Source organism: Nonomuraea sp. NPDC049158 (genome assembly GCF_040648335.1).
Lineage (GTDB): Bacteria > Actinomycetota > Actinomycetes > Streptosporangiales > Streptosporangiaceae > Nonomuraea.
In genome coordinates, this window is sequence record NZ_JBEZDM010000035.1 from 36,062 (window position 1) to 58,503 (window position 22,442).

At 71.0% G+C, this 22,442-nt stretch carries 17 protein-coding genes; 12 read left to right on the forward strand and 5 right to left on the reverse strand.

Translation table 11 applies throughout. From position 1 onward, the window contains the following. Positions 1 to 14: 14 nt before the first annotated feature. Genes AB0B61_RS45675 through AB0B61_RS45685 form a run of 3 tightly spaced genes read left to right on the forward strand, consistent with a single transcriptional unit; the run spans position 15 to position 3,981 of the window. Entirely contained in the window at positions 15 to 749 is a 735-nt protein-coding gene (locus tag AB0B61_RS45675) for an ABC transporter ATP-binding protein (protein WP_358446568.1), read from the forward strand. A 5-nt stretch (positions 750 to 754) separates the two neighbouring features. After that, entirely contained in the window at positions 755 to 3,220 is a 2,466-nt protein-coding gene (locus tag AB0B61_RS45680; protein WP_358446570.1) for an FtsX-like permease family protein, read from the forward strand. Positions 3,221 to 3,240: 20 nt separating this feature from the next. After that, on the forward strand, positions 3,241 to 3,981 hold the full coding sequence (locus AB0B61_RS45685; RefSeq protein ID WP_358446573.1) for a DUF2071 domain-containing protein: 741 nt from the start codon (positions 3,241 to 3,243) through the stop codon (positions 3,979 to 3,981). Positions 3,982 to 4,086: 105 nt separating this feature from the next. Here AB0B61_RS45685 and fusA read toward each other — a convergent pair whose 3' ends face one another. Both fusA and AB0B61_RS45695 read right to left on the reverse strand, forming a co-directional pair. Then, entirely contained in the window at positions 4,087 to 6,144 is a 2,058-nt protein-coding gene (fusA, locus tag AB0B61_RS45690) for an elongation factor G (RefSeq protein WP_358446576.1), read from the reverse strand. A gap of 106 nt (positions 6,145 to 6,250) precedes the next feature. Then, entirely contained in the window at positions 6,251 to 6,376 is a 126-nt protein-coding gene (locus AB0B61_RS45695; RefSeq protein WP_358446579.1) for a hypothetical protein, read from the reverse strand. Between the two features lie 177 nt (positions 6,377 to 6,553). Here AB0B61_RS45695 and AB0B61_RS45700 point away from each other — a divergent pair, with 177 nt between their 5' ends. From AB0B61_RS45700 to AB0B61_RS45725, 6 genes are all read left to right on the forward strand, one after another. Beyond that, positions 6,554 to 8,329, forward strand: a complete 1,776-nt coding sequence (locus tag AB0B61_RS45700) for a serine/threonine-protein kinase (protein WP_358446581.1) — start codon at positions 6,554 to 6,556, stop codon at positions 8,327 to 8,329. 169 nt (positions 8,330 to 8,498) lie between these two features. Continuing rightward, positions 8,499 to 8,639 (forward strand): hypothetical protein, encoded by a 141-nt coding sequence (locus tag AB0B61_RS45705; protein WP_358446584.1) that lies wholly within the window; start codon positions 8,499 to 8,501, stop codon positions 8,637 to 8,639. Positions 8,640 to 8,699: 60 nt separating this feature from the next. Further along, positions 8,700 to 10,475, forward strand: coding sequence for a serine/threonine-protein kinase (locus AB0B61_RS45710; RefSeq protein ID WP_358446586.1), 1,776 nt, complete (start codon positions 8,700 to 8,702; stop codon positions 10,473 to 10,475). 9 nt (positions 10,476 to 10,484) lie between these two features. Beyond that, on the forward strand, positions 10,485 to 13,676 hold the full coding sequence (locus AB0B61_RS45715) for a BTAD domain-containing putative transcriptional regulator (protein ID WP_358446589.1): 3,192 nt from the start codon (positions 10,485 to 10,487) through the stop codon (positions 13,674 to 13,676). An 80-nt stretch (positions 13,677 to 13,756) separates the two neighbouring features. Next, the gene (locus AB0B61_RS45720; RefSeq protein ID WP_358446592.1) at positions 13,757 to 14,356 is read left to right on the forward strand and encodes a hypothetical protein; all 600 of its coding nucleotides are present in this window, start codon (positions 13,757 to 13,759) and stop codon (positions 14,354 to 14,356) included. Positions 14,357 to 14,372: 16 nt separating this feature from the next. Next, positions 14,373 to 14,876, forward strand: coding sequence for an OmpA family protein (locus AB0B61_RS45725; RefSeq protein ID WP_358446595.1), 504 nt, complete (start codon positions 14,373 to 14,375; stop codon positions 14,874 to 14,876). 51 nt (positions 14,877 to 14,927) lie between these two features. Here AB0B61_RS45725 and AB0B61_RS45730 read toward each other — a convergent pair whose 3' ends face one another. Next, positions 14,928 to 15,875 carry a DMT family transporter gene (locus AB0B61_RS45730; protein WP_358446598.1) on the reverse strand — a complete coding sequence of 316 codons (948 nt, stop codon included), beginning with the start codon at positions 15,873 to 15,875 and terminating at the stop codon, positions 14,928 to 14,930. A 70-nt stretch (positions 15,876 to 15,945) separates the two neighbouring features. On the opposite strand from AB0B61_RS45730, the gene AB0B61_RS45735 reads away from it, so the two are divergent. Continuing rightward, complete coding sequence (locus AB0B61_RS45735) at positions 15,946 to 16,554, forward strand: helix-turn-helix domain-containing protein (RefSeq protein WP_358446601.1); 609 nt, start codon at positions 15,946 to 15,948, stop codon at positions 16,552 to 16,554. A gap of 56 nt (positions 16,555 to 16,610) precedes the next feature. On the opposite strand, the gene AB0B61_RS45740 is transcribed toward AB0B61_RS45735, so the two are convergent. Both AB0B61_RS45740 and AB0B61_RS45745 read right to left on the reverse strand, forming a co-directional pair. Next, on the reverse strand, positions 16,611 to 17,675 hold the full coding sequence (locus tag AB0B61_RS45740) for a trypsin-like peptidase domain-containing protein (protein WP_358446604.1): 1,065 nt from the start codon (positions 17,673 to 17,675) through the stop codon (positions 16,611 to 16,613). An 18-nt stretch (positions 17,676 to 17,693) separates the two neighbouring features. Next, complete coding sequence (locus tag AB0B61_RS45745) at positions 17,694 to 19,121, reverse strand: AMP-binding protein (RefSeq protein ID WP_358446607.1); 1,428 nt, start codon at positions 19,119 to 19,121, stop codon at positions 17,694 to 17,696. A 79-nt stretch (positions 19,122 to 19,200) separates the two neighbouring features. Here AB0B61_RS45745 and AB0B61_RS45750 point away from each other — a divergent pair, with 79 nt between their 5' ends. Continuing rightward, positions 19,201 to 20,157, forward strand: coding sequence for a hypothetical protein (locus AB0B61_RS45750; RefSeq protein WP_358446610.1), 957 nt, complete (start codon positions 19,201 to 19,203; stop codon positions 20,155 to 20,157). A gap of 61 nt (positions 20,158 to 20,218) precedes the next feature. Then, positions 20,219 to 22,396 carry an acyl-CoA dehydrogenase gene (locus AB0B61_RS45755; RefSeq protein WP_358446613.1) on the forward strand — a complete coding sequence of 726 codons (2,178 nt, stop codon included), beginning with the start codon at positions 20,219 to 20,221 and terminating at the stop codon, positions 22,394 to 22,396. Positions 22,397 to 22,442: the final 46 nt, after the last annotated feature.

Below are 22,442 nucleotides of genomic sequence, written 5' to 3' on the forward strand. Positions count from 1 at the left end.
GCAGGCTGGGAGCCATGACAGACGTGCTGCGCTTGGACGCGGTGAGCAAGGTGTACGGCAAGGGGCAGGGCGCGGTCGCGGCCCTGCGCGAGGTGTCGATAGGCATCCCACGCGGGAGTTTCACCGCGGTCATGGGCCCTTCGGGCTCGGGCAAGAGCACCTTCCTGCACTGCGCGGCGGGATTGGACGTGCCGTCCTCGGGTTCGGTACGGCTCGGCGGCACCGAACTGGCCGGGATGGACGAGACCGCGCTGACCGAGCTGCGCAGGCAGCGGATCGGCTTCGTGTTCCAGGCGTTCAACCTGGTCTCGGCGCTCACCGTGATCGAGAACATCACGCTGCCGCTGCGCCTGGCGGGCGTACGGGTGGACCGGGCATGGCTCGACGAGGTCGTGTCCAAGGTGGGCCTGACGGGGCGGACGGGCCACCGGCCCGCGCAGCTGTCCGGTGGCCAGCAGCAGCGGGTGGCCATCGCCAGGGCGCTGGTCACCCGGCCGGAGGTCGTGTTCGGTGACGAGCCGACCGGCGCGCTGGACACGATGACCGCCCGTGACGTGCTGACGCTGCTGCGGGAGATCGTGAACGTAACCGGACAGACGGTGGTGATGGTCACCCACGACCCGGTGGCCGCCTCATACGCCGACGCGGTGCTGTTCCTGGCCGACGGCCGGATCGTGGACTCCGTCGCGGCGCCCACCTCGGAGCAGGTCGCCGAGCGGATGACCAGGCTGGGAGCGTGGGTGCGTTGACCTCCATGATCTTTGTGGCCCTGAAGACGCTCCGACACCGCAAGGCCGCCTTCGCCGGGGCGTTCGTCGCCCTGTTCTGCGCCGCCGCGCTGGTCTGCGCCTGCGGCATGCTGCTGGAGACGGGACTGCGTGGCAGCGTGGCGCCCGAACGCTACGCGGGCGCTCCGGTGATCGTCAGCGGGGACCAGTACGCCCGCCAGACGGTCCGCGAGTCCGAGACGAAGACCAAGACCAAGGCCAAGCAGCTGTCGGAGCGGGCCTGGGTGCCCGCGTCCCTGGCCGACCGGTTGCGCCGGATGCCCGGGGTGTCGCGGGTGGTCGCCGAGGTGACCTTCCCCGCCTACGTCGCGGGCCGCCGGTTCCAGGGGCACGGCTGGGAGTCGGCGGCGCTCACTCCGTACACGGTGCGCACAGGACGTGAGCCCAGGGCGGCGGGAGAGGTGGTCGTCGAGGCCGCCTCAGGGCTGTCGGTGGGCGCGCGCGTGCCCGTGCGGACGGCGGCCGGGGACAGGACCTACCTGGTCACCGGTGTCACCGTCCAGGACCTGCCGAGCCAGGACACGCTGTTCTTCGCCACCGCCGAGGCGCGGCGCCTGGCGGGACGGCCGGGGCAGGTGGCCGCGATCGGCGTCTTTCCCCAGGTGGACGTGTCCGAGGTGGTCAAGGGCGCGCTCGCCTACACCGGGGACGTGTCCGGGGTGGTCAAGGGCGCGCTCGCCTACACCGGGGACGAGCGCGGGGCCGTGGAGTTCCTGGACGCCGAGCAGTCGCGGGTGAAGCTGATCAGCCTGGGCGGCGCGCTCGGCGGGACCTCGCTGCTGGTGGCGATCCTCGTCGTGGTCGGCACGTTCGCGCTCTCCATCCAGCAGCGCCAGCGGGAGATCGCCCTGCTCAGGGCCGTCGCCGCCACTCCCCGCCAGGTACGCGGGATGCTCGGTGGCGAGGCGTTGCTGGTCGGCGTGGTGGCCGGGACCCTTGGCTCGGCGGCCGGGGTCGGGCTGGGATTCTGGTTGCGGTCCAGGTTCGTCGCGCTGGGCGCGATGCCGGACAACCTGCGGCTGGTGGTCAGTCCGTTTCCGCTGCTCGCCGCGCTGGGCGCGGCCGTGGTGGCGGCCTGGGCAGCGGCGTACCTCTCGGCTCGGCATGCCGTGCGGATCCGCCCGGTGGAGGCACTCGGCGAGGCGGAGCTGCCGACGGCACGCATCCCCCGGGGCAGGATGATCGCCGGGCTGCTGTGCACCGCGGGCGGCGTCGCGCTGACGCTGGTGCTGTCGGCCCTGTCGAGCGAGGCGGCCTCCAGCCCGGTCACCCTGCTCACCGCGCTGGTGTGGACGGTCGCCGTGGCCCTGCTCGGCCCGGTGCTCGCGCAGGTGGCGACCGCCCTGCTCGGGGTGCCGCTGCGCGCGGCCCGGACGAGCGGATACCTGGCCGCCGCCGGTCTGCGGGCCACGTCCAAGCGGCTGAGCTCGGTCGTCACGCCGCTCAGCCTGATGGTGGCGATGACCTGCACGATCCTGTTCGTACAGACGACCATGGGGTACGCGGCCCAGGAGCAGGCGACGGCGGGCACCAGAGCGGAGCACGTCCTCGGCCCGCACGTCCCCTCCGGCACGGCGGCGGCCGTGCGGCGGCTTCCGGGTGTCGAGGCGGTCACCGAAGTGCTGCGTACCTCCGTACGGGTGGGCCTGGACAAGTACGGCGCGCAGGCCGTGACCGCCGACGGGCTCGGCCGGACCATGGACCTGGGCGTGGTCTCCGGTTCGCTCGACGACCTCGACGACGGGTCCGTGGCGGTCAGCCGGACGGCGGCCGAGCGGCTCGGCGTCTCGGCGGGCGGGAAGATCAGCCTGACACTGGGTGACGGCACCCCCGCCGAGCTGCGCGTCGTCGCGATCTACTCGCGCGGGCTGGGCTTCGGCGAACTCACGCTCTCCCACGCGCTGGTGGCCGGGCACGTGGACGACCCGCTCGGGACCGTGCTGGTCGCGGCCCCCTCGGTGACGCGGGCGGATCTGGAACGGGCCGTGCCGGGGGTCGGCGTACTGGACCGGGCCGCCTCGTCCTCGGTCGGCGGGGCCAACAGCGAGGTGAACTACGTGGCGATGGGGCTGATCATCGCGTTCACGGCGATCGCCGTGGTCAACACCATCGCCATGTCCACCTCGTCGAGGTCGCGGGAACTCGCCCTGCTACGCCTGGTCGGCACCACACGGCGGCAGGTGCTGCGGATGCTGAGGCTGGAGACCCTGGCGGCGGTCGTGGTCGCGGTGACCATCGGGACGGTGATCGCGCTGGTCACGCTGTCGGCGTTCAGCCTGGGGATGACCGGGTCGATCGTGCCGCACATCCCACTGCTCACCTACCTCGCGGTGATCGCCGCCGCGACCGGCCTCGCCCTGCTGGCCACGGCGTTGCCCGGCCGCCTCGTCCTCGGCCGGCGGCCGGTCGAGCTGATCGGGGCGCGTGACTGAGGCGTGGTTAGCCTTTGGGCATGAGCTTCGTCGGTACGCCCCGGCCGCGGCCGCGCTGGTTCCACGCGCGGACGGAGCTGGAGGATTTCGCGATCGTCAGCTACCGGGTGGACGCCGACGCGCTCGCCCGGCACCTGCCCGAGGGGTTCGTCCCGATGAGGATGAACGACGGTCCCGGAGCCCTGGTCTCCGCCGTCGCCTTCCGGGACCGGGACTTCCACTTCCGGTTCCTCCCGTCGGTGGGGATCGACTGCGGGCAGATCAACTACCGTGCCTACGTCACCGCGTACGGCAAGGCGGGCGTCTGGTTCTTCGGCACCAGCCTGGATCACCCGGTCGTCGCGATCCCGCAGCATCTGTGGGGCATGCCGTGGCGTCGCGATCGCATCCGCATCGAGGCGGACTGGGACGCCGACCCGGCCCGCTGGCGGCTGGTGGCCGGGGACGCCCGCTGCGAGGCGGTCGAGCTGGCCGAGCCCCTCACCCGGCTGGCCGGGTTCACGGACGAGCCGGACTGGCTGGAACGGCTCACCCATCCGACCCAGGGCTGGTACCGGCGGCGCGACGGGCGGGTGGGTGTCCACAGCATCTGGCATCCGCCGATGCGTCCCCGGTATCTCGTCGCCGGCTCCGCGCGCTTTCCGGTCTTCGAACGGCTCGGGCTGATCACGCCGGACGCCGCGCCGCACTCGGTTCTGGCTCAGGCGCGGTTGAGCTTCGACATCCACACCCCGCCGCGCCGCTTCCGCCCGGGAACGTAGGTCCGGATGGCCCCGTCCGAGTACGGACGGGGCCATCGTCTACCGGGACGGCCTCGGAGCGGTGGACGTTACCGGTGGCGGCCCCGGGAGCCGGAGCGCCGTCGTCTACCGGGACGGCCTCGGGGCCGGGGCGTAGCCGGCGGCCCGGGTGGTGAAGGTGCCCCGGCCCTGCGTCCGGCTGCGCAGCCGGGTCGCGTACCCGAACACCTCGGCCAGCGGCACGGTCGCGGTGATCACCACAGTGCCCGCCCGCGCGGTCGAGCCCGAGATCCGGCCGCGCCGGGCCGCCAGGTCGCCGAGCACCCCGCCGGCGGCGTCGTCCGGCACCGTGGCCGTGACCTCGACCACCGGCTCCAGCAACACCAGGAGGCTGGCGCGCAGTGCCTCGCGCAGCCCGAGCCGGCCGGCCGTACGGAACGCCATCTCCGAGGAGTCCTTGGGATGGGTGGCTCCGTCCGTCAGGGTGATCCGCAGGCCGGTCACCGGATGGCCGCCGAGCGGTCCGTCGGCCAGGGCGTCCCGGCAGCCGGCCTCCACCGCCCGGATGTACTCGCGCGGCACCCGTCCGCCGACGACGGTCGAGTGGAACTCCACGCCGTCGGAGACGTCCAGCGGATCCACATCGAGGACGACGTGCGCGAACTGCCCCGCCCCGCCGTCCTGCTTGACGTGGCGGTACAGGAACCCGGAAACTCCGCGCTCGACCGTCTCCCGGTGAGCCACCTGAGGCCGGCCGATGGCGACCTCCAGCCCGTGGGCGCGCCGGATCTTCTCCGCCGCGACCTCCAGATGCAGCTCGCCCAGCCCCGACAGCACCGTCTGGCCGGTTTCGGGGTCGGTGCGTACCACCAGCGAAGGGTCCTCCTCCACCAGCCGGGCCAACGCCGACGTCAACCGGTCCGTCTCGGTGCTTCTACGGGCCTCGACCGCCACCGAGACCACCGGATCGGCCACGGTCGGCGGTTCGAGGAGCAGCGGCGCCGCGGGCGCGCACAGGGTGGCGCCGGTGCGGGCCGTCTTCAGCCCGACCACCGCGACGATGTCCCCGGCCGCCGCCTGGTCCACCTCGGTGTGCCGGTCGGCCTGCACCCGCAGGATCCGGCCGATCCGCTCGGTGCGCCCCGCGCCGGTGTCCAGCACCGCGTCTCCTCTCCGCATCGTTCCCGAGTACACCCGCAGGTACGTCAGCCGCCCGGTGGCGGTCGACTGCACCTTGAACACCAGCGCGGCGAACGGCGCCGCCGGGTCGGCGGCACGCTCCTGCTCCGCGCCGTCATGCGTGCCGCGTACCGCCGGTACGTCCAGCGGCGAGGGCAGGTAGGCCACGGCGGCGTCGAGGAGCGGTTCGATGCCGCGGTTGCGGTACGCCGATCCGCACAACACCACCACCCCCTCACCGGTACGGGTCAGGTCGCGCAGCGCGGCGGCGAGAGTCCGTTCGGAGATCGCCGACTCCGCGCAGAACTCCTCCAACGCGAACGGATGCAGCTCGGCCACCGCCTCCTCGAGCAGTCGGCGGCGCCGGTGCGCCTCTTCCCGCAGGCCGTCCGGAATCGGGCCCTCCTCGACCGGGTCGCCACTGCCGGGCCAGGCCAGCACCCGCATGCTCAGCAGATCGACGACCCCGGTGAAGCCGTCCTCCCGCCCGATCGGCAGGTGGACCACCAGCGGGACCACGCGCAACCGCTCGCGGATCGACTCGACCGCCGTGTCGAGGTCGGCACCGGCGCGGTCCAGCTTGTTGACGAAGGCGATGCGCGGCACCCCGTACCGGTCGGCCTGCCGCCATACCGACTCGCTCTGCGGTTCGACGCCCGCGACGCCGTCGAACACCGCGATCGCGCCGTCGAGCACCCGCAGCGAGCGCTCGACCTCGTCGGAGAAGTCGACGTGTCCCGGTGTGTCGATCAGATTGATCCGATGGCCGTCCCAGGAGCAGCTCACGGCCGCGGCGAAGATGGTGATCCCACGGTCGCGCTCCTGGGGGTCGAAGTCGGTGATGGTCGTGCCGTCGTGTACCTCGCCGCGTTTGTAGGTGGCGCCGGTGAGGTACAGGATCCGCTCGGTGATGGTGGTCTTGCCGGCGTCGACGTGGGCGAGGATGCCCAGGTTGCGGACGGCGTTCAGCGAGTCGGTGTGATGACGGTGCAGTTCGGTACGCACGGCCTCATGGCCCTTCGGGACGCTTCAGACAGGACAGCGCGATTCCCGGACGAACACCGCCCGATGTTTGTTCGATTCCGAAAGGAAAGGGCTGATCAGGTGTTCGTCAGGACGTCCAGTGCCGGCCGCGCAGCCGACGCCGGGCGGACGAAGACACCAGGATCACCTCGTAGCGAGACGTGGGGATGACCGAGGCGGTGCTGGTGCTGGTGCTGTTGCTGGTGCTGTGCACGGCCGGCTCCCCTCACTCGTCAATGCGTGCCACGTTTCCGGGCGAGTGTACTGAAACCGCGGAAAGCGGAAAACCGATTTAAAGCGGTAAATGTCGGTGTTCCCCGGCGCTGGTGTGAGGGCGGGCGTTAGCCTGGGCGCGGCTTTGGGGGATCATCCGATCTTAGCGGGGTGGACGGTGACGGTTCCTCGTGCGCTGGGTTTCAAGGAGCCGGAACGCATCGGTGACCATCGGATCTCGGCGGTGCTGGGGGAGGGTGGCCAGGGCACGGTCTATCTCGGGCAGTCACCGGGGCAGGCGCCGGTGGCCATCAAGGTGCTGCACTCCCGGCTGGCGGCCGATCCCGAGATCCGGCGCCGGTTCCTGCGCGAGGCGGAGGTGGCGGCGAGCGTCGCCGCCTTCTGTACGGCCCGGGTCATCGGCACGGGGATGGTGGACGAACGGCCGTACATCATCAGCGAGTACGTACCTGGGCCCTCGCTCGACGCGCTGGTCAAGAACGACGGCCCGCGTACCGGCAGCGGGCTGGAGCGGCTGGCGGTCAGTACGCTGACCGCGCTGGCCTCGATCCACCGGGCCGGGATCGTGCACCGTGACTTCAAACCGGGCAACGTGATCCTCGGGCCGGAAGGACCGGTGGTGATCGACTTCGGCATCGCCCGCGCTCTCGACCACATGACGAGCAACACCCAGCTGACCGGCACGCCCGCCTACATGTCGCCGGAACAGCTCAGCGACCAGCCGCTCACCCCGGCCTCCGACATGTTCTCCTGGGCCGGAACGATGGTCTTCGCCGCGACCGGGCGGCTGGCCTTTCCCGGGCAGGCCGTCCCGGCGGTGCTGCACGGCATCATGTCCGGCCGGCCCGACGTCGCGGGCGTACCCGCTCCGCTGCGGCCGCTGGTGATCGCGTGCCTGGCCAAGGATCCGTCGGCCCGCCCGGACGCCGCCCGGCTGCTGAGCGACCTCACCGGCGAGAACGCGGGCCCACCCGCACGCGGGCGGCATTCGGCGACGCCGGCCAACGGGCACACGCTCGTCGAACCGGCCGCCCAGGCGAGTCCGATGGGCGCCGTCCAGGCGGGCCCGATGGGCGAAGCGCCGTTCCGGCCCGTCGGCGGGGGCCCGGAGTGCGGACCGGCCTCGCCGTCCAGCGGGGACCCGGAGCGCGGGGCGACCTCGCCGTCGGGCAGGGCCGTACATCCAGGATCATCCCGTAAGCGTCCGCGAGGGGCGCTGATCGCGGTGGCCGCCGTGCTCACGGCGGCGGCCGTGACGGCCGCGGTGCTGGTCGTGCCGCACTGGCTCAGCGCCTCGGGCGGCGGGCAGCAGGACGGGCCCTTCAACCTCGCGACGTTCTCGCACGTCGATGTCGCCGACCAGTTCGGCAAGGACACCTCCCGGCAGTACGCCACCTTCCAGCAGAACAACGACGAGGCCATGCCCGTGATCAGGGCTGGGGGCGGCCGGTTCTCCGGGACCGGATCGGCACCGTTCTTCGGCCTGGTCGCCGGGGAGAGCGGCCTGCCGTCCTCCGGCGCGGCCGTCAGCGTGCTGACGGCGGGCACGTTCGCGAACACCGGGCAGCCGGAGGACAGCCTCTTCGTGGGGTGGGTGAAGAACGGCAACAGCTACGTGACCGCCTGGTACAACAACACCCGCAAGGAATCGGGGCTCGAAGTCCAAATGGACGGCGCCTTCGTCAGCACCCCGGGCTCGGCGCCACTGACTCTCAAGCAGGGCGACCGCTTCGCCCTGATGCTGTCCGGCGAAAGGATCACCTCCTACGCCGAGAGCGGCGGGACATGGCGCCGGCTGGGCACCGCCTCCATCGGTGACATGCTCGCGACGCCGCAGGCACGGCAGCAGTACCGGTACGGCTTCGGCCTGCGCGGCTCGACCGGCACGATCGCCATCGCCCGTACGGAAGGCCGCAGCGTCCAGGACGACTAGGTGACTATTGCGCATTGTCCATTCTTTTGCGCTGGCTGCGGTAAAGAAAGCTTGGGTGCGGTTGCGGTGAAGAAACTCATCGTTATTCGGCGACCTTTTTCCTGGTTTTGCCGCCTGCGCTGCCTGACATTCTTTGTCACCTTCGCTGTCAGGTGTTAGTTTGTCGGCCGTGGAAACGGATTCGGAAGGCTCGCGAGAACGGACCGGCCCGCCGGAGCCTCTGCTGGCCTTCGGTCTGGTGCTGGTCGGCGTGGTGTTGCTCATACTCACCGCGTTGACGACATTCCTCATGGTCGCGGGCCCGGACTGACCCGGTCCTGGAGGTGGGCGGCATCGGGAATGTGCGCTGACCCTGGCTAGTGTGTCTGCGATGAGTGGTGAGCGGGTCATAGGCGGGTACGTGCTGCGGCGTGTGCTCGGCCGGGGTGGCATGGGCGAGGTGCATCTCGCCACCACGCCCACCGGTGGCCTGGCCGCGGTCAAGGTGATCCATCCCGAGCTGGCCCGCGATCCCGCGTTCCGGCGGCGGTTCGCACGCGAGGTGGCCGCGGCTCGCCGGGTGGCCAGATTCTGTACGGCCCCGGTGCTGGACGCCGGGATAGATGGGGATGTCGCCTATCTCGTCACCGAATACGTAAAAGGGCCGGATCTGGCGAAGGCCGTACGGGAACAGGGGCCGTTGTCCGGGTCCGACCTGGAAGCGCTGGCGGTGGGCATCGCGACCGCGCTCGGTGCGATCCATGGCGCCGGAGTCGTCCACCGGGACCTCAAGCCGTCGAACGTACTGCTCTCGCCGCTCGGTCCGCGCGTGATCGACTTCGGCATCGCACAGCTGGTCGAGGCCGACAGCCAGGCCAGCCAGGCGATCCTGGGGACGCCCGCGTTCATGGCGCCCGAGCAGGTACGCGGGGAGTCGCTCGGGCCGGCCGCCGACGTGTACGCGTGGGGCGGGGTGATCGCCTTCGCGGGGACCGGGCGGCTGCCGTTCGGGGGCGGGTCGCCGGCCGAGGTGCTGTACCGGATCGTCAACGAGGGGCCACGGCTGGACGGGCTCGACGCGGGCATGCGGGGTGTGGTGGAGCGGGCGATGGCCAGGGATCCACGCCTCCGCCCCACGGCCCGGCAACTGCTGGAGTCCCTGACGGGCGGCAGGCAGCTCAGCCCGGCCACGGCCACTCAGGTCGTCGAACGTACCTGGACCGGCCCTCGCGGCCTGACCGCGGAGCAGCCGGCGGCGTTCGGTCCTCGCGGTTCGACGGAGGAGCAGCCGGCGGACTTGGGTCCTCGCGGTTCGACCGTGGAGCAGCCGGCGGACTTCGGTTCTCGCGGTTCGACCGAGGAGCAGCCGGCGGGCTTTGGCACCCGCGGTGGGGAGCGCGTCGGGGCGGTCGAAGGGCGTGGCTTGGTCGCAGCGGTCGAAGACGCGCCCGTCCAGGCTGCTGCCGGTGTGAGCCTCGCCGGTGGTGGACGTGGTGGACGTGGTGGCGTGGCGCGGCGTCGGTGGCCCTGGGTGGCGGGGGCGGTCGCTGTCCTGGCCGCTGTGGTGGCGGGGGTCGTGGTGGTGCCTCGGGTGTGGTCGCCGTCGTGGCCGTACGCGGCGGGGTTCGGCGACTCGTGGGCGACCGGGGCGTCCGATGGCGGGGACGCGCGGGTCGCCGGGAGCGACTACCTGCTGACCGCCAAGCCGGGCTGGCGGCTGTGGAAGTCCGCGCCCGTGCCGGAGCCGTCCGGTGGGGTGGTGGTGAGCGCGAAGGCGCGGCTTGAGCAGGGGTCCGGTGAGTACGGTGTGTGGTGCCACGGCTCGGCGAGCTCGGGGGACCGCTACGACTTCGGGGTGAGCGGCTCGGGGCAGGTCACGATCGTCAAGCGCCGTACTGGGCAGAAGGGCACGCCTCTGTACGGTCCGGCGGCTCTGAGTGGTGCGGCGCCGGCCAGGGGCGGCCGGATCGTCGCCGAGTGTGCCGGTCCCAGCGACTCTGCTGGGGTGACGCTGCGGATGTGGGTGAACGAGAAGCTCGTCGCCGAGGTGTCCGATGTGAACGATCCGCTCGGGCCGGGGGCGGCCGGGGTTCAGGTGGCTCCGGACGCCGGGGAGGCGCTGCGCGTACGCTTCGAGTCGTTCGCCATCGACCGCACGAAGGACTAAGCCCCCCAAATGCCGAAATTCCCGGCACCGCCCGGCGAGAAGGGGCACGACCCCATCCGGTTCCGGCTACTGGGGCCACTGCGGGTCGAAACCGAGCCGGAGCCGGGTCCGGATTCTGGGTCGCGGTCGGGGCCGCTGTTCGGGCCGGGTTCTGGGCCGCAGCTGGAGTCGCTGTCCGGGCTGGGTTCTAAGGCGGTGCCACGGCCGCCGTCCGGGCCGGGCTCTGGGGTGCAGTCGGGGTCGGGGCCGGGGCCGGCGAAGCATCGGGCGGTGTTGGCCGCGCTGCTGGTCTCCGCCGGTCGGGTGGTGCCGATCGAGCGGCTGATGGCCGTGGTCTGGGACGACCGGCCGCCGGCTTCTGCGGAGTCGGTGCTCAGGGTGTACATCAGCGCGCTCCGCAAGCTCGTCGACGGCATCAGGACCGTGCCCGGTGGCTACCTGATCGAGGTGGAGCCGGATGCGGTCGACTGCCACCGGTTCGAGCGGCTCGTCGGCGAGGCGCGGCGGGCGAGGGAGGCGGGCAGGGCCGAAGCGGCGACCGAGGGGTTCCGGGCGGCGCTGGCGCTGTGGCGAGGGGACGCCATGGCAGATATCGAGTCCTCGTACCTGCGCAGAAAGCACGCCGTACCCCTGGAAGAGCTCCGCCTGACCGCGCTCGAAGAACGTGTGGAGCTGGACCTGCGGTTGGGCAGGGGCGGTGAGGTGGTCGGCGAGTTGCGGGCGCTCGTCGGCGCGTACCCACTGCGCGAGCGGGCCTGGGCGCTGCTGCTCGACGCGCTGCGCCAGGCCGGACGGCGAGCGGAGGCACTGGCGGCCTACCAGGAGGCGCGCCGGGTGCTGGTGGACGAGCTCGGCTTGGAACCGGGCACCGAGCTGATCGAGGCGCACCAGCGCGTGCTGTCGAGCGAGGGACCGCAGCAGCGTGCGCCGGTGAAGAGCGAGGCCCCGCCGGATATTTCGGATTTCACGGGACGCCGGGCCGTCCTCGACTGGATCGTCACCCGCGTGCCGGCGCAAGGGGGTGGTGAGCGGGGAGGTGCTCCCGTGCACCTCGTCGTACATGGGCCGCCGGGGTGCGGTAAGTCCGCCGTGGCTGTGCGTGCCGCGACCATGATCGACCTCCCGGGCGGCCGTCTCTACGCGTCGCTCCGCGACCGGCAGCCCGGCGCCGTGCTGGAGGACCTGCTCCGGTCCCTGGGCTGTCCCGATGGTGCCGTGCCTGCCGCGTTCGAGGAGCGTGTACGGCTATATCGCGGCATGACGGCGGCCCGCAGCCTGCTCGTGGTGCTCGACGACGCCACGGACGAGGCCCAGGTACGCCCGCTGCTCCCCACCGGTCCGGGCAGCCTGACGCTCGTGACCAGCCGGTCCCCGTTGGCGGGGCTGGAGGCGGCCAGGGCGTACGAGCTGGGGGTTTTCGAACCCGCCGAGGCCGTGGCCATGCTCGCCGAGGTGGTGGGTCGCGAACGGGTCGGCGCCGAGCCTGCGGCCGCAGACCGGATTGTGCGGCTCTGCGGTGGTCTGCCGCTGGCCCTGCGCATCGCCGGATCTCGCCTGGCCAGGAAGCCAGGCTGGACCCTCGACCACCTGGCCGGACGGCTGGGCGACGAGCGGCGGCGGTTGGATGAGCTGAGCGCGGGCGACCTGGCCGTACGCGGCAGCCTGGCACTCGGCTACCACGGGCTGGCCGACTCCGAACGTCGGCTGCTGCGCAGGCTGGGCGCACTGTCCGCGCCCGACTTCGCCTCCTGGGCGCTCGGTGCCGATCTGGAGCCGCTGGCCGAGGCGGGGCTGCTCCAGTCGCTCGGCTTGGACGAGTCCGGCGGTGAGCGGTACGGCTGGCACGACCTGACCCGGCTGTACGCCGCCGAACGCCTGACCGCCGAGGACGGAGGCCCGGCAGCGGTCCTGGCCGAAATCGCGGGCGAGATCCTCAACCGGACCCGCCATGCGAGGACGGCCCTCCTCCCCGCCGAACCCGGCTCGGGCCGCACCCTGGCCCACACCGAAGACCAGGCCCTGGCGGCCGATCCGTGGCGGGCAGGAGAGCGGGAGCTTGGCGTTGGCCTGGGCTGGGCGGGGGAGCGTGGGCTGGGGTCCGGTTCACGCGGGGCGGGGGAGCGTGGGCTGGGGTCGGGGCCGGGTGAGGCTAGAGAGCGTGGACCGGACGGTGGTCCGGGTTGGGTGGGAGAGCCGGGTCCCGGGGCGACGGGCGGGTGGGGGCTGACCGGTGGGTGGGCGTTCGAGACTGGGCGGTTGCGGGCGGACGCTCGGTGGCTGAGTGCCGAACGCCGGTTTCTCGTGGCGACCGTGGGCGATTTTCACCGGGCTGGTTTGCACGAGGCGGCCTGGCGGTTGGCCTTCTATCTGACTCCGCTGTTCGAGCTGGGGGCGCATCACGACGACTGGCACGTCACCGCCGCCACCGGTCTCGACGCGGCGCGGGCGGCCGGGCATCGGGAGGGTGAGGCGCTGCTGTTACGTGGTCTGGCCGATCTCCATCGGGTGGAGGGCCGTCCCGAGTCGGCCGCGGCCGCGCTGAGGGCTGCTCAGCCGCTGGTCGAGGGCCTGGAACTGGCCCGGATCATGCTGCGGCTCGGTCTGGTGGAGCGGCGGCCGGTCGAGGCGGAACGTGCGCTGGTCAGGTGCCTGCATGTGTTCGAGGAGGCCGGTGATCGGCGTGGCACGGCCGACGCGCTCCGGGCGCTGGGCGTCGTACGCGGAGACCTGGGGTTGGTCGACCGGAGCCTGGAGGCGTACGAGGAGTTGGGCGACCCGCGCGGCGCGGCCGAAGCGCTGCTCGACCTGGCCCGGCTGCACCTCGGAGCCCACCGCTACGCACGGGCCCGCGACTGCGCCGAGCGGCGGATAAGGATCAACCGGCGCCTGGGCGACCGGCTGCCGGAGGCGGCCGGGCTGCTCGTGCTGGCCGACATCGCCAGTGCCGAGGGCGATCCGGAGGCGGCGGCCAGGCTGGCGAGTCAGGCCGAGGTGACGTTCACGACGCACGGTGACCGGAGAAGCGCGTCAAAAGCCCTGATTATCCTCATAAAAGCGCATCTAGACCTTGATGAGGTTGATGCTGCTGTTGATGGGCTTGCGCGTGTTATGGGAGAGTCTGACAGCCTTGGTGGGCCCCGGAGCGCCGAGGTCGAGCTTCTGGCGCAAGAGCTGGACAGACGTCGTGGCCTGGGGATTTAGCCCACTATGCGGATCCTGAAGGTCGCCCGGCTACCTTCGGGGCCACGAGTTCCACTCCTACCGGCAAAGGTGATCAGAACATGCGGAAGACGATCGCGCTGGCTGTCGCGGCCGTCGCGTTGACCGGCTGCGGGATGCTCCCTGGCCAGCAGGGCGGCGGCGGCGAGGAGCAGACGGGACAGACCCCGGTGCCTGAGCGGGCCGCCAGCACGGCGAGCGCACCGGCCGAAGCGCAAGAAGCGCAGCCGACCGCGCCCGCGCAGGAGGCCAAGGCGATCGCGAGCCGGGAGGTCAAGGTCGGGGCGGGCGGACAGTACGGCAAGGCTCGCGTCGACATCACCGGGCTCAAGCGGCAGGGCAGGACGATCAGCCTCAACTGGACCGTCACCGCCACCGACGGCAAGGTCAACCTGCACAACGGCATGAGCAGCGGCACGCTCGACTACACCGTGTCGGCCGTCTCCTTGATCGACCCGGTCAACGCCAAGCGCTACCGCGTCGCCCGCAACGGTACGGGCCAGGACGCGAAGTGCGTCTGCTCGGGCACCCAGGGGCAGTTCCTGAACAGCGGCGACGCCACCACGCTCTACGCGGTATTCGCCGCCCCGCCCCCGGACGTCACGAAGATCAATGTCGAGATGCCGATGATGGGCGTGTTCACCGATGTTCCGATCTCTTAGCGTCGCGCTGGCTCTGTTGCTTTCGCCGACCCCCGCTCCGCCCGCCGACGCCACCGGCCCGGTGGAGGATCTGGTGCTTCCCGTCGAGGACATCATCGGCGAGGTCGAGTCGCTCGACGGCACCGAGAGCGAGACCAAGCAGGGCGAGCAGGTCACGGTCGCGCTCACCAGCGACGTGCTGTTCGCGGTGGACAAGTGGGTGCTGACCGGGGCGGCGAGACAGCGGCTCAAGGAAGTGGCGCGCAAGATCGACGCGGAGGGCGCCGGGGGTGTCGTGAAGGTCGAGGGGCACACCGACGACCAGGGCACCGACGCCTACAACGCCACGCTGTCGCAGCGCCGGGCGCAGGCCGTACAGCAGGCCATGCGCGCCATGCTGACCAGCGGCAACGCGAATCTCCAGGCGAAGGGGTACGGCGAGAGCCGCCCGAAGGTGCCCAACATCGTCAACGGCAAGCCCGTCGCCCAGAACCGGGCGAAGAACCGCCGCGTGGAGCTCGTCTTCAACGTCAAGCAGTAGTCGATGGGGCCGGCGCCGATCACCTGCACCGCGACACCGCGGTTCGCTGGGTCACCTACGCCAGGCGCGGCTGGGTTTGGCTGGTCTCAAAGCCTCGACCGTGTCCGTATCCGGCGCACACACCCTGGTGGATGGGGTGTCACCGCGATAGACGATGACGACTGCCGCGAGGCCGACGGCCAGCCCGAGAGCGGTCTGCGGGCCGAACGGCTCACCGAACATGAGGGCTCCCCAGACTGCCGTGACCGGGGCCATGAGGAACATGAGCGTGTTGACCTTGGTGACTCCGGATCGCCTCAGGATGAGCCAGTACAGCCCGTACCCGCCGAAGGTGGACAAGGCTATGAGCCAGGTGATCGCGGCCCAGAAGGAAAGCTCAGCGGGCGGCTTCGCGGCTCCGGCGCTCACGGCGAGCGCGGTGAAGATGACGGCACTGGTGGCGCAGTGGACGGTCATCGACACCGCGGGCGCGACCCGCGCAGGGGAGCGTCCTTCGAGGAACGTGGCCGCTACCAGTGAGAACATGCCGAGGAACGGTATGAGATAGGCCCACCAGGCCACGCCGGTGCCGGCCACGGCATCGGCCATGGTGACGATGGCGACGCCACTCACCCCCAGGCACAGGCCGAGCCACTGTTTACGCGAGACGTGATGACGCAACAACGGTCCGGCAAGTGCCCCGGCGACGAGGGGTTGGACGCCGTCGATCAGAGCGGTGGTGCCGCTGGAGACCCCGAGCTGGATCGCGTAGTAGACGGTGAGCAGATAGCCGCTCTGCGACAGCACACCGATCACGGCCTGCCGAGCCACGTCCCGCGCCCCGAGGCCCCGCCACGACGTTCTCGCGACGGTGGCGGCAACGGCGATCAAGATGACGGTCAGCGGCAGGAATCGCCACATCAGGATCGTGACCGCGGACGCACTTCCCGCGCCGAGCTTGGCCCCGATGAACCCAGAACTCCAGCAGAGGACGAAGGCGATCGAGAGCAGGAGGTTCACGACTCACCCTTCAATATACAGATCGGTATACTCATCCGGCTTAATATACAGATCGGTATACTGACGGGTTGTGGGCACTGTGGAGAAGCCGCGACGGATCACGATGACCCCAGCCGCACTGCGCGTCCTGGAAGCCGCTGCGCGGCTGTTCTACGAGCGCGGCATCCATGCCGTCGGTGTGGACCTGATCGCCGCCGAGGCCGGGGTGACAAAGAAGACCCTCTACGACCGGTTCGGCTCCAAGGAGCAGATCGTCGTGGAGTACCTCGCGGGTCGCGATGAACGCTGGCGGGCCTTCCTCGCCCAGCACCTCGACGCCGCACAGCCGGCGGCGTCGGCGCGCGTCCTCGCCGTTTTCGACGCCTCACGCGTGTGGTCGGCGGAGAACAGTTCCAAGGGGTGCAGCATGGTCAACGCCCATGCCGAGATCAGCGATCCGTCCCACCCGGCGTACCCGATCATCACCGGGCAAAAGGAGTGGATGCTCTCCCTGTTCACCGACCTCGCCGAAAACATCGCCCCAGGCGGGGGCGCCCAGCTGGGCTGGACGCTCATGCTGCTTCACGAAGGAGCGCTCGTCGCCCACGGCCTGAACATCTTCCCGGACCCCATCGGTCACGCCCGCGAACAGGCGCGAACTCTCCTCGCCACCACCGGGGTCGCGGCAGCGAAGCGATGAGGAGAAACCGGCGGGCGGCCAGCTCCCGCTCGAACGACGGCCATCCTCATGCGGTGTCAGTCGCCTGGCAGGACGCCCAAGGTCACCGTGATCGTCGTCGTCGAGCCCTTGAGCCTGACCACCCCTACCTTGGCCTTTTGTCCCGGCCGGAACGTGCTCAGCACCTCGGCCAGCGCGGCCATCGTCAATGTCTTCCGACCGTTGATGGAGATGATCACGTCCCCCGGCCCGATGCTGGCCTTGGCGGCCGCGCTGCCCTTGTCGACCTTGACCACGGCGACCCCGGCGGCCTCGCCGTCCTCTATGGCCGTAGTGCCCCTGATGCCGAGCGCGGCCCGGTGGCTGTTGGTGACCTTGCCGTTGCGGATGATCTGAGTGGCTATGTCCTTGGCGGTGTTGATAGGGATCGCGAAACCGATGCCCGGCGCGGCCCCGCCGCCGAGGTCCGGGTCTGTCGCGGCGAGTGTCGGGATACCGATGACCTGCCCGGACAGGTCGATGAGGCCGCCGCCGCTGTTGCCGGGGTTGATCGCGGCCGACGTCTGGATGGCGCCGGTGATCGTGGCGCCGGGCGAGTCGGGATCCTGCGGCTCGGTCACGGTACGGCCCAGCGCCGAGATGATCCCCTGGGTGGCGCTGCCCGACAGCCCCAGCGGGTTGCCCATGGCGAGCACCACCTGGCCGACCTGGAGCTTCGACGAGTCGCCGAACCTGGCCGGTGTCAGCCCCTTCGGGTCGTCCACCTTGATGACCGCCAGGTCGCCGCCGCCGAAGCTCTTGACGAGCCGGGCGCTGTGCGACTTGCTGCCCGTGGCCAGCGTCACGGTCATCTGCTTCGCGCCGCCCACGACGTGCGCGTTGGTCAGGATGTGTCCCGCCGAGTCGTACACGATGCCCGAGCCGAGCACCTCATCGGTGGTGATCTGCACGATCGACGGGAGCGCCTGCTTGATGACGCGCTCGTAGGACGCTTCCAATGGCGGCGCGGACTCCTGGGCGGCGGGCGTCTGGGAAGACGGCCAGGCCGTGGGCGTCGTCGAGCGGGCCGCATCGGTGGCCGACGGTCCTGAGCAGGCGACCAGCAGCGTGGCGGCGACGATCGCGACGACGGCCTTGCTCATGCAGAGCTACTGCCCCGGTCAGCTGGAAAGATACGCCTCGCGGACGTTACGTCTGCTCAGCTTGCCGGTGGGCGTACGCGGCAGCGCGTCGCGGAACTCGATGACGCGCGGATGCTTGAGCTTGGCCAGTCGCGGCGCGCAGTGCCGCATCAGCTCGGCGGTGAGATCGCCGGTGTCGGCTCCCTCGGCGGGCTGGACTAGGGCGACGACCCGCTGGCCCCACTCGGGGTCAGGTACGCCGATCACCGCGACGTCGGCCACGGAGGGGTGTTCGAGCAGCGCCGCCTCGATCTCGGCGGGATAGATGTTGACGCCGCCCGAGATGATCAGGTCGGTTCTGCGGTCGAGCAGGAACAGGTAGCCCTCCTCGTCCAGGTAGCCGATGTCGCCGGGAGTGTAGGCGGGCCCGCGCATGGCGGCGGCCGTCTTGCCGGGGTCGCCGTGGTACTCGAAGCGGTTCACGCCGCCGATGTAGACCAGGCCCGGCTCCCCGGGCGCCACCTCCTCGCCCTCATCGCTCACGATCGTGAACGTCATGCCGTCGAGCGCCCTGCCGACCGTGCCCGGCCTGGCCAGCCACTCCCGCGACGACACCATGGTGGCCACGGCCGCCTCGGTGGAGCCGTAGTACTCCCACAGCACCGGCCCGAGCCAGTCGATCATGGCCTGCTTGGTCGCGGGCGGGCACGGCGCCGCGCCGTGGTAGAGGTGCGTCAGCGATGAGAGGTCGTACTCCTCCCGATCCGGTACGGCCAGCAGCCGGTGGAACATCGTGGGCACCATGAACGCGTTCGTCACCCGGTGCCGCTCCACCAGCCGCAGCGTCTCGGCGGCGTCGAACCGCTCCGGCGCCACGATCGAGTGTCCGAGCTGCAGCGCCATCATCGCCTGCCCGTACGGCGCCGAGTGGTACAGCTGCGAGCACACCAGGTGCACCCCGCCGACCGGTAGCCCGAAGTGCCGCCAGCTCTTGCGCATGAGGATCGGGTACAGCTCCTCGGGCGTCAGGGGCAGCAGCCGCCGGCGTACGCCTTTGGGCCGCCCCGTCGTGCCGGAGGTGTAGAGCATCATCGACCCGGCCCGCCGGTGCTCCGGCGCGGTGCCCGGCTGACCGGCCGCCAGCTCGCCGACGGTGAGCGCGCCGGGGGAGACCACGGCCTTCGCGCCGCAGTCGGCCACGATGTAGGCGATCTCCTCGTCGGTGAAGTGCCAGTTGACCGGTACGAGGTAGGCCCCGATCTGGTACGTCGCGAGCATCATGGTCAGGGCGTCCAGCCCGTTCCTGAGCACGGTCACCACCGAGTCGCCGGGCGCCACCCCGCGCGCGGTCAGGCCGTGGGAGACCTGGTTGGCGCGGGCGAGCAACTCCCCGTATGTCGCGCCGTCGGGGCCCAGCAGGGCGGGACGCTCGGCATCGGCGGCGGCGATCTCGTAAAAACCCCTCATGCTCGCGACCATACAGAACTAGATTCTGGCGAGCGAGTAGCGGAATTATCCCGCTCCTTCGTGACGTAACCTGAAAGCCATGGCGGACGTCGGCGACCAGATACCTTCCTCGGACTCTCCCACCACCCCGTTCAGGAAGATCGTCCTGCCCGCCGAGGAGACGGTCATGGTCCCTCGGCCCCTGGAGCGGCCACAGCCACCCGACCATCCACCGGTCCAGCGCGGCCAGGTCCAGCCGGTGCAGCCGCTGCCGCCCATCCCACCGCCGCCCCCGCCCCTCAAGGGTGGGCTGCTCGCCCGGATCGGTGACGTCCCGATCAAGGCCGTCTACCTGCTCGGCGCCATCATCGCGACCGTCCTGGCCGTGCTGCTGGTGTTCGTGATCTTCTCCGGTGACGTGCCGAAGGAGACGCAGCAGCCCCCGCGCCAGGTGGTCCCGGTCTCGCCGGTGCCGGGGGGCTCCGCCTCGCCCAAGCCGTCGGCGGCCGGGATCGTGCTCCCTGAGGTGCCGGCGAGCCTCGCGTACCCCGACCAGGCCGGTACGGCGACCCTCACCATCGGCACCATCTCCGACCTGGCCACCGGGATCAGCTACCCGCGCCTGGGCCTGCCGTGGACGGCCAAGTCGTTCGCGCCCTTCGCCATCGCCCAGCGCGTCGGCAAGGTCGCCATCCCGCACACCGTGATCGGCTCGGCGATGCTCCCCGGCGCCACCCCGAAGCCCAAGCCGGCCAAGAGCGCCGACTACCGCGCCCTCGCCGTCAGGGCCGTCAACTGGACGCTGCGCACGCAGTATCCGGCGGGCGCCACGATCGCCTGGACCGGATCGCAGAAGGTGCCGGTGGGCAAGGGCTGGATGGTCGGCTACAAGGTGACCTACACGGTCTCGGGCAAGCAGAAGACCTCGCAGGCCATCATCTCGATCCACGACGTGGGGAAGACCAAGCCGGCGATGCTGTTCGCCTCGATCCCCCAGAGCGGCAAGTCGCACTACCGTGACCTGAACGGGATCGTCCTGAACATACGGACCCTCTAAGCCAGAAGCATGCTCTAGAATATGGTTCTGGGATATAACAGGCCTGGCTGGAGGATGTGCGATGGCGATCGGGTTGAGCGAGGAACACGAGGCGCTCCGCGAGTCGGTGAGCGGCTGGGCGGCGCGGAACATCCCCGCCGAGCTGCTGCGATCCGGGACGGACGGGCGTCCCGCGTTCTGGTCGGGGCTCGCCGAGCAGGGCCTGCTCGGCCTGCACCTGCCCGAGGAGTTCGGCGGCTCCGGTTACGGGCTGCTGGAGGCCGCGGTCGCCGTCGAGGCGCTGGCCGAGCGGATGGCGCCGGGGCCGTACGTGCCGACGGTGCTGGCCAGTGCGGTGATCAACGCCTCCAAGCGGCCCGAGCACCTGGAGTCGTTCGCCGACGGCTCGCTCACCGCCGCGGTCGCCCTGACCGGCTCGCTGACCGGAACCCTCACCGAGGACGGCGGCCTGATCGTCTCCGGCACGGCCGAGAACGTGCTCGGCGCCTCGCTGGCCGACGCGCTGGTGCTGCCGGTTGCCACGTCCGAGGGCGAGGAATGGGTCATCATCGACGCCTCGTCCGCCACCGTCACGGAGATCAAGTCCCTCGACATCACCAGGCCGGTGGCCAAGGTGGAGCTGTCGGAGGTGCTGGTGCCCGACCTGGGCATCCTGGGCGGCGTCCAGAGCTCCGACGTGCGTAACCTCGCCGCGATCCTGCTCGGCGCCGAGGCCGCGGGCCTGGCCTCCTGGTGCGTGACGGCCGCCGCCGACTACGCGAAGGTGCGCGTCCAGTTCGGCCGCCCGATCGGCCAGTTCCAGGGCATCAAGCACAAGCTGTCCCGCATGCTCGTGGCGCTGGAGCAGGCACGCGCCACCGTCTGGGACGCCACCCGCGCCGACGGCAAGGAGCTGGACTACGCCGCCGCGATCGCCGCCGTCATGGCGCCCGACGCGGCCGTGCGGTGCGCCAAGGACGCCATCCAGACCTTCGGCGGCATTGGCTACACCTACGAGCACGACGTCCACCTCTACTACCGCCGCGCGCTCACGATCCGCGCGCTGCTCGGCTCGTCGGCCGAGTGGGCGGCCACCGTCACCGCGCTCGCCCTCCAGGGCGTCACGCGCGAGATGGAGCTCGACCTGCCCGAGGACGCCGAGGAGCTGCGCGAGTCGATCCGCGCGGAGATCGCCTCGCTGAAGGAGCTCGAGGGCACGGAGCAGAAGCGGGCGCTGGCCGCGCGCGGCCTGGTCATGCCGCACCTGCCCAAGCCGTGGGGCCGCGGCGCCAAGCCGCTGGAGCAGGTGCTGATCGCCCAGGAGCTCAAGGCCGCGCGGGTGAAGCTGCCCGCGATGATCATCGGCGCGTGGGTGGTGCCGTCGATCGTCTCGTACGGCACTCCCGAGCAGCAGGAACGCTTCCTGCTCAAGACGCTCGGCGGCGAGATGATCTGGTGCCAGCTCTTCTCCGAGCCCGGCGCCGGATCCGACCTGGCCTCGCTGCAGATGAAGGCGGACAAGGTCGAGGGCGGCTGGAAGCTCAACGGCCAGAAGGTCTGGACCTCGGTCGCGCACGTCGCCGAATGGGGCATCTGCATCGCCCGCAACTCCTCCGAGGGCTCCAAGCACGAGGGCATCACCTACTTCCTGGTCGACATGAAGGCGCCGGGGGTCACGGTCCGGCCGCTGACCGAGATGACCGGCGAGAACCTGTTCAACGAGGTCTTCCTGGACGATGTGTTCGTGCCGGACGAGCTGGTCGTGGGCGAGGTCGGGCAGGGCTGGAAGGTCGCCCGCAACACGCTGTCGAACGAGCGGGTCTCGCTCTCGTCGGGGTCGGGCGGCACGGGCGCGTCCGTGCCGGACCTGCTCGGGCTGGCAGGCCGGCTCGGGCGGGAGCTGTCGCCGGTCGAGGCGTACCAGGTCGCGCAGGTGATCTGTGAGGGGCACTCGATCAACGCGCTGTCGATGCGGGTGACGCTCAAGCAGCTGGCGGGGGCCGAGCCCGGTGCGGACGCCTCGGTACGCAAGCTGCTGTCCACCGCGCACGCCCAGCACGTCTCGGAGTCGGCGGTGGAGCTGCTGGGGTCCGCGGCCGTGGTGGCCGCCGACATGAAGCTCGGTGACGCCGGCTACTGGAACCGGGCGGTGCTCGCCACCCGGGCGATGACCATCTACGGCGGCACCACAGAGGTGCAGCTGAACATCATCGGGGAGCGCATGCTCGGCCTGCCCAGGGACCCTGAGCCGGGTAAATGACGGCGGGGGCCGGGCTCGGGGGCCCGGCCCTCCACGGGCAGCAAAC

Coding starts and splice junctions, on each gene's coding strand:
- AB0B61_RS45675 (WP_358446568.1), top strand. CDS start 15: ATGACAGACGTGCTGCGCTTGGACGCGGTGAGCAAGGTGTACGGCAAG.
- AB0B61_RS45680 (WP_358446570.1), top strand. CDS start 755: ATGATCTTTGTGGCCCTGAAGACGCTCCGACACCGCAAGGCCGCCTTC.
- AB0B61_RS45685 (WP_358446573.1), top strand. CDS start 3,241: ATGAGCTTCGTCGGTACGCCCCGGCCGCGGCCGCGCTGGTTCCACGCG.
- AB0B61_RS45710 (WP_358446586.1), top strand. CDS start 8,700: ATGAGTGGTGAGCGGGTCATAGGCGGGTACGTGCTGCGGCGTGTGCTC.
- AB0B61_RS45715 (WP_358446589.1), top strand. CDS start 10,485: ATGCCGAAATTCCCGGCACCGCCCGGCGAGAAGGGGCACGACCCCATC.
- AB0B61_RS45720 (WP_358446592.1), top strand. CDS start 13,757: ATGCGGAAGACGATCGCGCTGGCTGTCGCGGCCGTCGCGTTGACCGGC.
- AB0B61_RS45740 (WP_358446604.1), bottom strand. CDS start 17,675: ATGAGCAAGGCCGTCGTCGCGATCGTCGCCGCCACGCTGCTGGTCGCC.
- AB0B61_RS45745 (WP_358446607.1), bottom strand. CDS start 19,121: ATGAGGGGTTTTTACGAGATCGCCGCCGCCGATGCCGAGCGTCCCGCC.
- AB0B61_RS45750 (WP_358446610.1), top strand. CDS start 19,201: ATGGCGGACGTCGGCGACCAGATACCTTCCTCGGACTCTCCCACCACC.
- AB0B61_RS45755 (WP_358446613.1), top strand. CDS start 20,219: ATGGCGATCGGGTTGAGCGAGGAACACGAGGCGCTCCGCGAGTCGGTG.